General features: G+C 66.1%; 6 protein-coding genes. 5 read left to right on the top strand and 1 reads right to left on the bottom strand.

The window, feature by feature from the left end; genetic code table 11:
• The first annotated feature begins 343 nt into the window (after positions 1-343).
• Genes RSO01_RS35925 through RSO01_RS35915 form a run of 3 tightly spaced genes read left to right on the top strand, consistent with a single transcriptional unit; the run spans position 344 to position 5,627 of the window.
• Positions 344-3,370, top strand: a complete 3,027-nt coding sequence (locus RSO01_RS35925; protein ID WP_170303616.1) for an autotransporter outer membrane beta-barrel domain-containing protein — start codon at positions 344-346, stop codon at positions 3,368-3,370.
• A gap of 23 nt (positions 3,371-3,393) precedes the next feature.
• Complete coding sequence (locus tag RSO01_RS35920; protein WP_147155423.1) at positions 3,394-5,109, top strand: dihydroxy-acid dehydratase domain-containing protein; 1,716 nt, start codon at positions 3,394-3,396, stop codon at positions 5,107-5,109.
• Complete coding sequence (locus tag RSO01_RS35915) at positions 5,106-5,627, top strand: thermonuclease family protein (protein ID WP_170303615.1); 522 nt, start codon at positions 5,106-5,108, stop codon at positions 5,625-5,627. The genes RSO01_RS35920 and RSO01_RS35915 overlap by 4 nt, the downstream gene beginning before the upstream one ends.
• Before the next feature lie 107 nt (positions 5,628-5,734).
• On the opposite strand, the gene RSO01_RS35910 is transcribed toward RSO01_RS35915, so the two are convergent.
• Positions 5,735-13,060 (bottom strand): DUF4114 domain-containing protein, encoded by a 7,326-nt coding sequence (locus RSO01_RS35910; RefSeq protein ID WP_147155422.1) that lies wholly within the window; start codon positions 13,058-13,060, stop codon positions 5,735-5,737.
• A 135-nt stretch (positions 13,061-13,195) separates the two neighbouring features.
• Here RSO01_RS35910 and RSO01_RS35905 point away from each other — a divergent pair, with 135 nt between their 5' ends.
• The gene (locus tag RSO01_RS35905) at positions 13,196-13,888 is read left to right on the top strand and encodes a response regulator (protein WP_147155421.1); all 693 of its coding nucleotides are present in this window, start codon (positions 13,196-13,198) and stop codon (positions 13,886-13,888) included.
• A gap of 10 nt (positions 13,889-13,898) precedes the next feature.
• A complete protein-coding gene (locus tag RSO01_RS35900; protein ID WP_147155420.1) occupies positions 13,899-15,719 on the top strand; it encodes a sensor histidine kinase in 1,821 nt (606 codons plus the stop codon).
• Positions 15,720-15,735 lie beyond the last annotated feature (16 nt).

Below are 15,735 nucleotides of genomic sequence, written 5' to 3'. Positions count from 1 at the left end.
TCCGCAGCGCGACGGCGTCGTCATTGGCCTGTCGGCCAACACGGCGGTCGCCGACGCGACGTCGATCTATCTCCGCTACGAGGGCGACATCTCGGCCCAGGACAGTGCGCATGCCATCACCGCCGGTGTCCGCATGACGTGGTGATCATGACGGCGTCATGACACCGCGTCGCTGTGCGAGTGGTCCCGCAAAACATGATCCCTATGCCGGTACCAGCGGCCAGGATTTTCACCGGCCCTCGCGAGTAGAATTTCTGGATGAGAATTCACTTCCATTCAGATAGCATCGGCGATCATGATTGTGAGTCGCGGGTCACGGCCTTCCGCACCAAAGCAAGGCCTGTTGCTCTTCTGGTTGGCTTTGTCGTTGCTGTCGATGACGACACGGGCCGCCGCACAAGATGCAACTTGGCTTTTCAATCCCGTCGGCAATCGATTCACCGATTCGGGTAATTGGGCGCCCCCAACGGTTCCCACCAGCGTTGCGACTTTCGGCAACAGCGTCAAGACACTTGTGGCAGTTGATACCAGTGCTACCGTCGGAACGATCGCCTTCAGCAGTGCCGCTCCGGCCTACGAATTCTTTACACTATTCGCAACGCTGAACCTGAATGGTGCCGGAGTCGTCAACAACTCGGCCAATATCCAGACGTTTCAGACAGCTGCGATAGGTGACAGAATTGTGCTGCAGAATGCAGCGTCGGGAGGGGATGCGCGCTTCATCCTTGAGCGCGGCACGACGCTCGACATTTCCGGCCTTAGCTCGAGTGGTACAAATGTCGGCTCAATCCAGGGGGCCGGATCCTTCGTGCTCGGCAACAAGATGCTCACAGTCGGCGGCAACAACCTGTCGACTGTCGTGAACGGCGTCATCTCCGGTAGCGGCGGCTCACTTGTCAAGGTTGGTACGGGGATGCTCACCCTGAACGGCACCAACACCTACGACAATGGCACCGCCATCGATGGTGGCACGCTCGCCATTTCAAGAGATGCGAACCTGGGTGGATCCGGCGGACCACTTGCCTTCGACGGTGGCACACTCCAATTCAACGGAAATGTGAATTCGTCGCGGTCGATCACGTTAAACACTGGCGGCGGCACGTTCGACTCCAACGGCAATGCCATCACGATGTCCGGCAATATTGGCGGAAACGGCTCGCTGACGAAGATCGGAACGGGCAGCCTGACATTGACTGGCACAAACAGCTATGCCGGGGGCACTTCGTTGAACGCCGGCTCGTTGGTTGTTTCTGCTGACAACAATCTGGGCGCGGCAACCGGAAGTCTCGCATTCCAAGGCGGCACGCTTCAATTGGGCGGCAGCTTTAGTCTCTCGAATTTGCGGACCGTAAGCCTCGGGATCGGCGGCGGTACGATAGACACCAACAATTTCAATCTCAGCATACTGCGGGGAATGAGCGGTACCGGCGCTTTGACAAAGAACGGCGCCGGCACGCTGATCCTGGGGAGCGCGAGCAATTTCAGCGGTGGGACCGTTGTCAATGGAGGCGTATTGCAGCTCGCACCCGGCGCATCCCTCTCAGCTTCCAGTACGCTCACAGTCAATGGGGGAAGCTTTGACTTGAACGGCAATAGCCAGACTTTCGCTGCCATTTCCGGGGCCGGGGGCGCGATTTCCCTTGGCAGTGGCACGCTCACGACGAGCGGTGCCGTCGATGCCACATTAGGCTCGACGATCTCGGGAACAGGCGGGCTGATCAAGCTCGGCGGTACGACGCTCACGTTGACGGGTAATAGTACTTTCACTGGGCCTACGATCGTGAATGCAGGCGGCCTTGTCGTAGGTGGTAGCTTGGCAGGCGCCGTCGTCATGAACGCGGGAAGCCTGAGCGGCAATGGTGCAGTAGGTGGCCTGACAGCCAACGCTGGCTCCATCATGCCGGGCAGTTCGATAGGTACGCTGACTGTGAACGGGACATTCGTCCAGAACGGAGGGACCTATCAGGCCGAGGTTAGTTCATCGGGGCAGGGCGATAGGATCAATGTTGGGGCGAGCGCCACAATCAATGGCGGAACCGTGCAGGTGGTGATGCAGCCCGGCACGTACGGACCGCGAACTGTTTATACGTTGCTTACTGCCGCTGGCGGCGTAAACGGCGCCTATTCATCAGTAACGGGTGGCTCACAATTTCTCATTCCGACCCTCAGTTACGATTCTAACAATGTCTATCTCACCCTCCAGGTCGGTGGATTTGCTGCGGCGGCTCAGACAGCAACCCAGGGCGCTGTGGGCGCAGCGCTCGATGGAGCGGCTGGGACAGCCGCCGGAGATTTTGGAAATGTGCTCGTCACCTTGTCTCAACTGAACGCATCTCAAATTCCCCCTGTCCTCACTGCACTCTCGGGCAACAACTACGCGGGCTTCTCGACCTCGATGGTCCAGGGCATGCAGCTCTTCATGAACAACTTCGCCAACCAGACCGGCGGTGGTGGTTCACCCATGTCCAATCGCGTGGCCCTGGCCGAGGCGTGCGACGTGGCTTGCGACAGCACCACGCCACCGAAGTGGGGCGCCTGGGGCGGTGCGTTGGGTGGTCTCGGCACCATCGGCGCCGGCCAGTCCGTCGGCACCGTCACCTACAACGCCGGTGGCTTCGCCGCGGGTCTGGACCGACTGATCACCGACAACTTCCGCATGGGCGTGACGGCCGGTTACAGCACCGGCACGCAATGGGTCAGCGGCTTCGATGGCCTCGGCCGGTCCAATACCTTCCAGGTCGGACTCTACGGCGGCTTCGCCCAGGACAAGGTCTATGCCGACGGCCTGATCGGCTACGCCTACACCCAGAACCAGATGTGGCGGAACATCGCCATTCCCGGGCTGCAGCCGCGTACCGCTTACGGCAAGACCGGCGCCAATCAGTGGTACGGCCAGCTCGAGACCGGCTATCGCTTCGACCTCGGCACCAATGCCAACGCCTTCGTGACGCCGTTCGCGCGCCTGCAGGCCTACACGGGGAACCAGAACGCCTTCACCGAGACCGGGGCACAGTCGTTGAACCTGTCGATCGCCCAGCAGCAGACCAACTCGCTGCGGTCCGTCATCGGCGCGCAGCTTGGCGGGTCGATGGACCTCGGCTGGCGCGAGAAGCTTGCGATGCAGCTTCGCCTGGGCTGGAGCCATGAATACGCCGATGTCGCCCGTCCGGTGGCGGCGACCCTGGCCGGCGCGCCGGCGATGCCCTTTACGACTTTCGGCATCTCGCCGCAGCGCGATGGCGTCGTCATCGGTCTTTCGGCCAACACGGCGATCGCCGACGCGACGTCGATCTATCTCCGCTACGAGGGCGACATCTCGGCCCAGGACAGCGCGCATGCCATCACCGCCGGCGTCCGCATGACGTGGTGATCATGCCGGGCTAACCTGCCGGCATGACACAGGACAGCAGCACCTACTGGAAGAAATCACGAGTCGAAGTCCGCGCGGCGGGCTTCGATCCCGACCGCGCCGCCCAGGCCACCGCCATCGTCACCATCGCCAGCGCCTGGACCAATGCCCACCGCTGCAACAACCGCGTGCGCGCCATCACCGACCTGCTGGTCGACCTGATCGCCGCGCGCGGCGGGCAGGGCCTGGTGGTCGGCGCGCCGGCCGTGTCCGACGCCCTCACGCAAGGCACGCCGACGGCGGGCTACAGCCTGGTGTCGCGCGACGTCGCCGCCGACTGCTTCGAGATCGGCCACTACGCCCATCACGGCGACGCGATGATTGTGATCTCGGGCTGCGACAAGACCGGCGCTGCCGCCCTGATGCCGCTGGCGCGCACCAATGCCTTCGGCCTGGTGCTCTATCCGGGCACCAGCTCGCCGGGCAGGGTCGACTTCGGTCCGTGGGCCAGGAAGGGCACCAACCTCACCATCATGGACTGGGCCGAGGGCCGCGCCGCGCGCGAGGCCGGCCGCATCACCGCCGAGGAGTTCGACGCGCTCGAGCGCAACGTGTTGCCGGGCAGCGGTACCTGCGGCGCCATGTTCACCGCCAACACCATGAGCACCATCGCCGAGGCGATTGGCATGATGCTGCCGCACGGCGCCTCGCATCCGGCCGATCGCGGCGCCGCCGGCGGCATCCACGAGGACGTGGCGGCACAGGCCCGCGCCTCGGTCGACGCTCTCTACCGGCTGATGGAGCAGGGCATCCGTCCGCGCGACATCATGACCGAACGCGCCTTCGAGAACGCGATCACGACGGTCTATGCCATGGGCGGCTCGACCAACATGTACCTGCACCTGCTGGCGATCGCTCGCGAGGCCCAGGTGCCGATCGGCATCGAGCGCATCCAGGCGATCGGCGAGAAGGTTCCGCTGCTCGCCAACCTGCAGCCCCATGGCCCCTATGCCATGACCAGCCTGCATGCGATCGGCGGCGTGCCGATCGTGATGAAGGAGCTTCTGCAGGCCGGGTTCCTGCATGGCGATGTCATGACCGTCACCGGCAAGACGCTCGCCGAGAACCTTGCCGACGTGCCGACGCTCGACAAGCTCGGCCAACAGGACATCGTCCGCCCGGTCAAGGATCCGATCGCGCCGGCCAACAACCATATCAGCGTGTTGAAGGGCAATCTCGCGCCCGAGAGCTGTCTCCTGAAGCTCTCCGGCAAGACCCTGGAGAAGGGCGTGTTCCGCGGCACGGCGCGCGTGTTCGACTCCGAGGCCAACGCCATGAAGGCGATCCGCGCCGGCGAGATCGTCAAGGGCAACGTCGTCGTGGTGCGCAATGTCGGGCCGGTCGGCGGCCCGGGCATGCCAGAGATGGTGATGCTGACGATCCAGCTGCAGGGCCGCGGCCTGGGCGAGGACGTGGCGCTGATCACCGACGGCCGCTTTTCGGGCGTCAGCCACGGCATCCTGATCGGCCACATCTCGCCCGAGGCGTCGAAGGGCGGCCCGATCGCCGCGGTGCGCGACGGCGACGCCATCGTGATCGACCCCAAGAAGCGCACGCTCGATCTCGACGTGCCGGACGCCGAGATCGCCCGGCGCATGGCCAGCTGGACGGCGCCCGATGCGACGCGCGTGCGGCCGGGCTCGGTCCATCACAAGTACGTGCGGCTGGTGTCGTCGGCGCATTACGGCTGCATCGTGTGAGGGCGCGGTGGTGGCGCCGACCGGCGCTGCGCATCGTTGCCCTGGCAGGCGTGGCGGTTGCTCTCGCCCTCTGGCAGGCGGTGGAGCCGTGGCTGTTCCCTGGGCCGCTGATCGTGTCGGGTCGGGTGCTGGATGGCCAGTCGGTGGTCGACGGCGATACCTTGAGGATAGCCGGTCAGTCGATCCGCCTGCACGGCATCGATGCACCGGAGCTCAGGCAGAACTGCGGTGGCTGGCCTGCCGGCGAGGAGGCGCGCCGCGCCTTGGCGGCGATCGTCACCGCGCGGCCGATCGAATGCCGGCGCGTCACGACCGACAGATACCAGCGCACCGTCGCCGTCTGCCGGGCAGCCGGCGAGGACATCGGCGGGACCTTGGTCCGGTCCGGCATGGCATGGGCCTACAGTACCTATTCACTGCGCTACCTGCTGCCGGAGTGGCAGGCGTGGTTCGACGGCCTCGGCGTCCACGCGCATGACTGCATCAGCCCATCGGCCTGGCGCGGCGGCAGGCGTTAGAGCGACGCCTGCGAAGCGGGCGGAGGGGGCATGGGCTCCCACACCCCATTGCCCATGACCCCTCCGGCCCTTCGGCTCACCTTCCCATCAGGCGGCCGATCGACGAACTACATCAGCCAGTGATTGCCATAGGCGCTGGTGAAGTCGAACTGGACGATCAGGTCGTTGAAGTCGCGATCGCCGCCGTTCTTCATGTCTTCCCAGCCCCAGGTGTTCAGGCCGTAGTTCCACAGATGCCCGACCGACTGGCCCGACACCTTCTCGTTGCCCTGCGCGAACGCCCAGTAGGTGCTGTTGGTGGTCTGGTCGACCAGCTTCATGGCGACCAGGTCGCCGGAATCGACATTGAGCAACGCCGCCTGGCTGTAGTTGCCGTAGCCCGGACCGTTCAGCGACGTGCCGACGCCGGCGATCTGGTAGGCGCGGACCTGCGCCGCCTGTTCGTAGCCGGCCTGTCCCGCCTGCAGGCCATTGATCGAGCCCGACAGATCGTCGACGCGGTAGAAGCTCACCGACAGGCTGTCCTGGCCGTTCTGGCGCACCCGCACGATCGCCGTCTGGTCGTCGAGTCCGTCCACCGTCTCGGCCACCGCCACCGGCCGGGCGACGCGCACGACGCCGCTGTCGGTCACGAAGTCGGCGAAACCGAAGGGGCTGCTGAGCGCGCCCTGGATGGCGTCGGCCGTCGCGGCGTTGATCGTCACCCCGACGTTCTCGCCTTGTGAGACCATCGACTGGACCACCGCGCCATGGCCGTACTTGTCGAACATGCGCACGAGGTTGGGATCGAAATCGTCCTGCATCGACTGCTGCGCCACCCGGTTCGTCCAGGAATAGGTGCCGGACGCGATGCTGGTAAACGACAGGATCTCGGAGCCGAGGTCGAGGCCGACATTCGCTGCCGATCCAGACATGACCTGGAACAGCAGGCTCTGGTCGGTGCCGCTGGTCCAGCCGTTGCCGTCGGCGTCGAGCATCTCCGGGCTGCTGGAGTACGACATCTCCGAATGAGCGATCGTGGTGAGCGTCCGCGCCAGCAACAGGCCGTTGGGGCTGCCGAGGCCGGAAACGAGATCGTATCCCGGCCCGGCATAGTAACCGTAGCCCGTCGGCGTTACGTTGATGTAGCTGGTCCCGTCCGAGTTCAGCGTGCTGTAGGAGCCGCCCGTGGTGAACGACGACATGTTGCCGCCCATCGTGACGTCGTTGAAGGCCGCCGGCGCGATTGCCGAGGCGATGTAGAGCAGGTCGGTCATGTAGCCGAGCTGTGGCAGCTCCTGGTCGGCGAAGATCGCATTGAATTGGACCGTCAGCGCCGCCCAGAACGGCGCGGCCGAACTGGTCCCGATCTGGCCGGTGTTCTCGGTCAAGTCGCCGTTCGGAACCAGGTATTGCAGGTTGCCGCCGGCATTGGCGGAGACGTCGGGCACGCCGCGGCCGGTCTCGGCCAGCGGATCGCTGGTCATCGGGTTCAGGCCATAGGCCGTCTGGTACCAGGGCGCCGGCTGCGTCGGATCGACGCCACCCGATGTCGTCGTGTTCTGCAGGTAGCCGCCCCAGAAACTACTGGAGGTGCCGATGGTAGCGCCGTTGACCTGATAGGTGTTCCACACGGTCTCGACGAAAGCCTGCAGCGCGCTCACGTTGTCCGGCAGGCTGGTCAGGCCGCCGGCCATGAGTTGCCAGAGCGTGGCGGGATCGTCTGCCAGCGCCGATGCGACGATGGAAGACAGCGTCGGATCGGCTTGAGCCGTCGACAGGGTCGAGAGCGAGGTGCCGCCGACCAGCACCGCATAGGGGCTGGTGAGGTTGATCTCGACGTTGGTCAGGCCGTTGCCGGTCTCGTTGCCCGAGCCGCCGTCGCCCAGCGCCGAGAACACCGTCTGATTACGCAACGCGGCGTCGATGTAGAGCTGCCAGTAAGCCTGGTAGAAGGGCGAATCCGGCGACATGCTCTGGTCGTCGCCGAACGAATTGGAGATGACGCCGGGGTTGTTGGTGGTGTCCCAGATGGCGCTCTGCAGCGCCGTGAACGTCGAGGCGTCGGCGTTGCCGTTGTAGCCCGAGCCGACGTAGAGCCCGATGTTGCTGTTGGGATTGACGGCGGCCACGGTGCCGACGTCCTGCGAGCGCTCGTTCGGATCGCCGTACGCGTAGTCCTGGCCGTTCTGGCCCTGGACATAGACCGAGCCGGTTCCTGTCTGGCCGATCGACTGGAGGTAAGCCGCCAGCCGCTGATCGAACGTGCCGTAGGTTGCTATGTCTCGCACGGCATTGCCGATGCCCGGCTCGATCAGGGCGATCGTGCCCGTGGCCACGTCTTGCCCGACCAACGGGAAATTGTAGAGCGCAGCGATGTCCTGCGGCGCCATGTTGGGCACGGACGCGGTCGTGTTGCCGATGCCCTGTGGCCCCTGGTTCAGGGTCACCGAGCTGCCAGGCGCCATGTTCGACGGCGGCGGGCTGTTTTCGGTGTCGAACCACAGCCCCTGGACGTTCCATTCCGACGGCAGCGACAGGTTGCCGTTCCAGAACAGGAAGTTGTTGCCGCTCTCGTTGTTGACGTACAGCGTCTTGCCGAACAGGTCTTGGAACTGCGCCGGCGTGTCGATCGACACCCAGATCGTGCGCGATTCCGCCGACGACACGTAGTTGCCGTTGGCCGTGTTGCCGTTCAGCACGGTGAGGCCGGCTCCCGTCAGCTCGGCGACGACGGCATTGTACTGCGCCTGGTCGGCGCCGTAGGTGTCCCACAGCGTGCCGGCGTTCTCGAGCTGGGCCAGCGTCTGCTGCCGTACGCCCCAGCTCTGCGACAGGAGCGACGTCGGGTCGGTTACGCGGTCGAGGACGATGGCGACGTTGATGCCGGCGGTGGTCGCGACCTGCACGTTGGCCTGGTCGAGGCCGTAGGCCTCGACGACCGTCGAGGCGTTGGTGATGCCGTAGCCGGTGAAGTCGAGATATCTCGAATGGGCGATCTCGTCGTTGCTCACGAAATTGATGTTCCCTGACTGCAGGGAAGTGAGCGACACGCCGCTGAGCTCGGCCATGTCGGAGATCGCCAACGTCGAGCCGCCGGCCGTCGTCGTGAACGACGTCAAGCCGTTGGCATGGATGTTCATGTCGGCGATGCGCACGTCGCCGCCGAAATCCTGGTAGGCGACGATATAGTGGTTGAATTGGTCGGTCTGCGCGCTGGCGAAGGTGATGGGATTGGCCAGCAGCTGGGCGGCGAGGTCGGCGGCGTTGGCGAAGCCGACATTGCTGGTGATGAGGATCACGTTGGCGTCGGCCCCGGTGATCGTGCCGCCGAGCCCGACCATGTTGCTGAAGATCGCGGTGCCCAGCTGCGCGTCGTTGCCGTCGGCCGAGCGCAGCAGGTCGCTGAAGGCGTCGAGCGAGATGTCGATCATGTCGATCGCGCTGCTCGAGCTGCCCGTCGTGAAGTTCACGACCGTCGACATGTCCTGGCTGGTGCCGGTGCCCAGCCCGCCATTGGTCGAGGCGTCGGAAACCGGACCGCCGAACTGGCCCGTCGCCTGGCCCCACCAGCCGAGCTGCGGGATGTCTTGGGCGTTGACGATGCTGCCTTCGATGGCGTGGACCGTCTCGCCCGGCGTCACGGCTTGGGCGCTCAGCAGGCCGTTGGCGGCGAACAGCTCGACGCGGCTGTGCGCGGCATTGGCGGCCGCCAGGGTGATGAGGTCGGCGCCGCCGCCGGTGAAGATCGTGTCGGCAGCCGTCGTGCTCTGCGTGCCGGTGATCTCGTCGTTGCCGATCGAGCCGCCCAGCACATTGCCGGCGGTCGTCGAGCCCGTGATGATGTCACCGGTGCTGGCCGCCACCGACAGCGCATAGGCGAAGTTGAACGAGCCGACGGGCATGACCAGCCCGCCGTCGGCGTTGACGTAGGACTGGTCGACGACGCCGAGGTAGCTGCCGACGCCGTTGCCCGCGTCGGTGTTGTAGATGCCGCCGAACACGTTCTGATAGGCAATGTTGCCCGTCATCAGGTTGCTGCCCGGCAGGTCGCCGGCCGTCCAGACCGCCTCGCCGAAGCTGCCGTCGGCATTTATCGGCACGAAGACGAAGGCCGGCCCGTCGTCGGTCGTCGCCACCAGGTTGAAGCCGCCGGGGACGCCCGAGATGTTCTCGAAATGCGTGATGACGCCCGGCTGGTTGAAGGCGTTGAAGAAGGCGAGGTCGGAGAACGCGCCGTTCGACGAATCGTAGTTGATCAGGAAGGCCGAGTTGACGCCGCCGCCGTCCTTGGCGCCGCCCGCGATGGTGTAGACGGTGCTGCCGACACCGTGTTGCCAGATGCCGTAGACCGACGTCAGGTCCGTCAGGCTGCCGTTGATCTCGAACAGCGTGTATTGGCCGGTGGCCATGTTGTAGATGAAGCCGTTGCCGGTGCCGGGCTGGCCGGAGATGTCGTAGTTGCCGACCACCAGGTCGCCTTGCACGCTGTGCGGGATGGTCTCGCCGACGGTGCCGAGGACGATGCCGTCGGTGACGTTGACGCCGTTCCCCGGGACGTCGATCTGTGTCCAGGTGCCGCTGCCGTCCAGCGGTCCCTCGTAGATCATGCCGTGATTGACGACGCCCGGCGGGCTTTCGCTGTACTGGTAGGTGCCGACCGCACGGACGTTGCCGAGCCCGATCGACGGCGTGAAGATCGACGTGTCGGGTCCGTAGAACTGCCCGGTCGTGAAGGTCTGGCCGGCGAAGGTCGGCGTCAGCAGGTGCAGCGTTCCGGCGGACGTGTCGTTGAGCGGACCCTGGTAGAGGAAGGGTGTCGTCGCCGTCGAGCCGCTGGTGCCCTGGCTGCCGGTCAGGATGACGGCGCCGTCGTAGTGAGCGCGGATGCCGGTGATGAAGTTGAGCGGCGACAGGATCGTCTGGTAGTCGACCTGGTTGTGGCTCTCGCCGACCAGCGCGTTGGTGACCGCTTGCGAATCGTAGAGCGTCGTGGCGTCGTTGACGTTGTCGACGGAGGCCTGCATCTCCGCCACCGTCGGCGCCCTGACCTCCGACTCGAACGCCTGTGTGAAGTACGATGCCGCCTGGATCTTGGCGTTCATCGCCGCGATGTCGTCGCCGGTCGCGTTCGTGGCGATCTCGTAGACCAGGGCGGAGAAGGAGGTGAGGCCGCCGAAGAAGGCGGTCGACCAGGACAGCTTCTCGGCCGTGGTCGCCGCGCGGTCGAACAGGTTCAGGAAGGTCTGGTCGATGAAGCTGTCGGCCAGCGCCAGCTGCTCCGCTGTCGGCACGGTCGGCGTCACGAGCGCGGCGAGCTCGGCGTAGGCTGCTTCCTCGGGCGAGGTGGCGAAGTCTTCCGATACCGAGAGGATTGCAGAGGCGAGCGGCTGGCCACCCAGGATGAGCGTCAGCAGATCTTCCATCTTGTCTGCGAAGCCCGTCGGATCGGCAGCCCGTCCATACCAGCCGACATACAGCAGCTCGAGCTGGGCGGTCGGCGATTCCACGGGCACCGGCCCGCTATAGATGTTGCCGTAGACCAGGTTGTCGACACCGGCATTGTCGACGGGCAGCCCGGTGTTGGGCAGCGAGACCTCGCCGCGGACGTCGAGCCCGATCCAGTTGTTGATGACGGCGTTGTAGTGGGTGCCGGAGTCGAGCTCGACGCCCGGCCCGTCATTGCCGCTGATGACGTTGTAGCGCGCGGCCGGCGCCGGCAATGGCGAGAAGCCGGTGTAGGCGGTGCCGACGACGTTGCCGCTGCCGGTGCTGCTGACCAGCACGCCGCCCGCGCCGTTGCCGATCGCGGCGGCTTCCTGGATGTCCGTGCCGATCGCGCTCTGGCCGACCACGTTGTTGTACGCCTGGTCGGTGATGGCGATGCCGTAGGCGCCGTTGTTCGAGATCGTGTTCTGGCGGATCACCGAATCGCTGGCATTCACGCCGGTGCCGCCGATCACGTTGTCGTGGGCGGTGCCGCTGATCAGGATGCCGTTGTTGCCGTTGGCGAAGTCGTCGCCGAAATCGAAGGCGCTGTTGCCGCGCGTGTTGAGGCCCAGGATGTTGGGCACGACGGTGACGCCCCAGGCATCGCCCGAGATTTCCAGGCCGTTGTTCAGGTTGCCCGACAGCACATTGGTCTGGACGGTCTGGTTGCCGCCCGTCGAGGTGATGAGGACGCCGTTGTTGCCGTTCGGAGCAATGCCGGCGAAGGCGAGCGTGCCGCCGAAGGTGTTGAGCGTGCTGAAGCCGCTCGCGGTGTCGGCGACCTCGATGCCGTTGTTGGCGTTGCCCGAGATCACGTTGCCGAGCGGGATGACGCCGCCGACCTGGGTGTTGACCGACGAGCCGTCGATCAGCACGCCGTCATTGCCGTTGGCGACGATGGTCTGGTTGTCGGCGCCGATGCCGGCGAAGTTGGCGCGGATCGTCACGTGGTCGGAATCGGTGACGTGGATGCCGTTGGCGCCGTTGCCGCTGACGACGTTGTAGTAGACGAACGGCTCGTCGACGACCGTGCAGCCGTGCAGCGAGTTGAAGTCGGCGTTGTCGATGCGCACGCCATCGAGCGTGTTGCCCAGGGCGGCATCGCCGTCGGCGGTCGTGCCGATGAAGTTGCCGTAGAGGACGTTGTTCTGCGAATTGGCGTCGATCAGCACGCCGTTCTGGCTGTTGCCCGAGATCTGGTTGCCGAGCGGCGGCGTCACGAAGACCTCGGGCTGCGTGCCCTTGTTGCCGGTCGGGTCGTTGGGATTGCCGCCGGCATCGTTGCCGACGACGGTGCCGCCGATCGTGTTGCCGTTGGAGCCGTCGGTCACCCAGATGCCGTTGGCGCCGTTGGCCATGGCGCTGGTGCCGTCGACGCTGGTGCCGATGTGGTTCGAGACGATGATGTTGTCGGCCGAGCCGTGCAGGCTGATGCCGTTGCCGCCGTTGGCCGAGATGACGTTGGAGACGACGCCGGTCGCGGGGTTGCCGTTGGCGGCTAGCGTCGCGGCCTCGGGGTTGTAGCCGATCTGGTTGCCCGACGAGGTCGCGGCGACGAACACGCCGTCGCCCGAGTTGCCGGCCGCGCTGCCGTCGAGCGCCAGGCCGATGTAGTTGTTGTTCAGGATGACGTTGCCGGCAACCAGCGTGACGCCGGCGCCGGTGGCGTTGCCCACCGCCAGGCCCATGAGCTGCGAGCCCTGCGAGCCCGTGTCGAACACCAGGCCGGCATGTCCGTTGCAGTCGAGGCCGATGCTGGGCGGCGTGCCGGTGTCGGTGCTGCCGGAGATGATCGATGTCGGGTTGGTGATCGCCGACAGGTTGCTCGACAGCACGATCGTGCCCGAGACCGTGAACGAGATGGTGTTGGCCTCGCCGGCTGGCCCGGCATTGGAGGCATCGATCGCCGCACGCAGCGACCCCACGCCGCTGTCGTTCAGATTGCCGACAATGAAGGTCGCCATACTCTACTGCCCTGCCCCAAATCGTCGGTTGCAGGGTTCGCCGGTTTGGCGCGGAATCGCGATACCATGAACAGGGTAGGGCTCGGCGCCGCTAACGCATGGCGCGTGCTGCCGCCGCATGGGATACCTTGTTGCATGACGGGCCTGGAGAGAGACAAGCCAGCCGTGCGTATCCTCCTGCTCGAGGATGACGACCCGGTACGCGACCGGCTGGCGCGCATCATCGACGGCTGGCCCGGCGGCCGGCTGGTCGCCTCCTGCGCCACGCTTGGCGAGGCCATCCGGCAGATCACCGACGAGACGATCGATCTCCTGATCACCGACCTCAACCTGCCGGACGGCCATGGCGTGCAGGCGATCCGGCTGCTGCGCGAGCGCCAACCCGAGGCCCAGGCCATGGTCATCTCGGTGCTCGCCGATGACCGCACCGTCATCGACGCCATCGAGGCCGGCGCCACCGGCTACCTGCTGAAGGACAGCGACCCCATCGACATCGTCGCCGCCATCGGCGACCTGCTGGCCGGCCATTCGCCGATCTCCTCCAAGATCGCCCGCACCATCGTGCGCCGCCTGGGCGGCCGCGAGCCTCCTTCCGGCGCGACAGCACCGCCGCCGGCCGCGGCCGATGCCCAGCTCCTGACGCCGCGCGAGATGGACATCCTGTGGGGCATCGCCAAGGGCTTCACCTACGGCGAGCTGGCCGAGCGCCTGCAGATCTCCAAGCAGACGGTGCCGGTGCACATCCGCAACATCTATCGTAAGCTGCAGGCCAATAACCGGTCCGAGGCGGTCTACGAGGCATCGCGCCGAGGCCTGATCAAGCTTTGAGGATGTGATCGTGAGCGGGGTTCGAAGGATCGGCTTGATCGTGCTCGTCCTCGCCACCCTCGCGATCGCCGCCGCCCCCGACCTGATAACCCTGCCGCGACCGACCGACGCGGTCGTCGTCGATCGCGCGACGCTCGTGGTCGATGGGCAGCCGGATGCCGAGGTCTCGCTGCCGCATGTCGTCTGGCCGGGAGTCGGCAGCTCGACACACGCGCGCTACCACGTCGACATTGCATCCTCGGCGCTGCCCGAGGTCGACCCGGCGCTTTACGTTCCGCTGGTCAACCGACGACTCGTCGTCCAGGTCGATGGCGCTACCGTGTACGACAGTGCCAACCACGTCGTATGGACCGGCCTCGCGATCGGCACGCCCTTGCTGGTCCGCCTGCCGCTGCCCGCCGGCCGGCCGTCGTATCGCCTGACCCTGGTCATCGAGGTCGGCCCCTTCGCCACGCCCACCTATCTTTCGCGGCTCTATCTCGGTCGCGCGGGCGCGCTTGCGCCGGCCTTCAAGGTGCGCGAGTTCGTCGATATCGACCTCAAGGCCATGAGTCTCGCCGTCCAGGTGTTGCTGGGGATGGCCGTCCTGCTGGCCTGGTTCGTGCGCCCGCGCACCGCGCTGCTGTCCTGGCTCGCCGTCTTCATGGCCCTCACCATCGTCATCGATCTGGCCATGTTCATGGGCTTCCACGCGTCGTTCCGGGCGGCGCTGCCCTACGTCGTTGCGTTGGTGCCGGCCTGGGGACTGCTCGCCGCCATCCTCTCGCTCCTGCTGATCGGCCTGCCACCGTCGAGGCTGCTTCTTTTCGGCATCGTCGCCATCAGTGTCGTGCTGCTTGGGTGCGCCCTCGTCGGCACGCCGGTGGCACGCATGATCGGCGCCGGGACGGCTGCTGTCTTCCTTTGCATCGGCGCCCTCGCCGCGACCGGCATCATTGCCTGGGGCGCTCTGTGGCGCGGCAATGTCGATGCCCGTCTCATGCTGGCGCCGGCCGTGCTGACGTCGTGGTTCCTGGTGCGCGACGCCTATGTCGCCACGACCTTGCCCGCGGATGCCTTCCGCCTGTATTCGCCGCACGCCGGACTGCTCTATGTCGTCGGGCTCACGGCCGTGCTGGTGCGCCGCATGGCCGACAGCTTCGATCGGCTCGACCGCTCGAACGAAGTGCTGAACGCCCGGCTGGCCGCGCGCGAGGCCGAGCTGGCGGCGCTTGCCAAGCAGGAAAGGATCGAGGCGGCCCGCCTGGTGCGCGAGCAGGAGAGGGGCCGGCTGACGCGCGACCTGCACGACGGCATCAGCGGTCATCTCGTCTCGATCATCGCCCTGTCGGAGCGGGCCGAGGAGCGACCCATCGAGCAGGCGGCGCGCGATGCGCTGAACGACCTGCGCCTGGTGATCTACTCCCTCGACGTCGGCGAGGACGAGTTGCCGCTGGCCCTGGCCAACTTCCGCGAGCGCCTCGAGCCGCAGCTGCAGCGCCTTGGCGTGGCGCTCGACTGGTCGATGGCCAATCTCCCGGACGTGGCGGGCGTCACGCCCGGCAAGGCGCTGGCCGTGCTGCGCATCGTGCAGGAGGCCATCACCAACGCGCTGAAGCACGGGCCGGCCCGCCGCATCGGCGTGCGCGGCGGCGCCCTGGCCGATGGCAGTCCGGCGATCGCGATCGACAATGACGGCCGGCCGTTCGCCGCCGACAGCCGCGGCCGCGGGCTCGACAACATGCGCCGCCGGGCAGAGCTCCTGGGCGCCACGCTGGCGTTCGAGACGCTGTCCTGCGGGACGCGCGTCGTCGTGGCGCTGCCCAGCCGCCTGCCGGACCTCGAGAACTGAACGTCCCGGACGACGG

Origin of the sequence: Reyranella soli (assembly GCF_007992495.1) — a bacterium.
Lineage (GTDB): Bacteria > Pseudomonadota > Alphaproteobacteria > Reyranellales > Reyranellaceae > Reyranella > Reyranella soli.
The sequence above is the reverse complement of the archived record's forward strand: the minus strand, read 5'-3'. Positions and strand labels throughout refer to the sequence as shown.

What these genes read in the sequence shown, in the direction of transcription:
- RSO01_RS35920 (WP_147155423.1), top strand. Translation starts at nt 3,394, where the DNA reads ATGACACAGGACAGCAGCACCTACTGGAAGAAATCACGAGTCGAAGTC.
- RSO01_RS35910 (WP_147155422.1), bottom strand. Translation starts at nt 13,060, where the DNA reads ATGGCGACCTTCATTGTCGGCAATCTGAACGACAGCGGCGTGGGGTCG.
- RSO01_RS35905 (WP_147155421.1), top strand. Translation starts at nt 13,196, where the DNA reads ATGACGGGCCTGGAGAGAGACAAGCCAGCCGTGCGTATCCTCCTGCTC.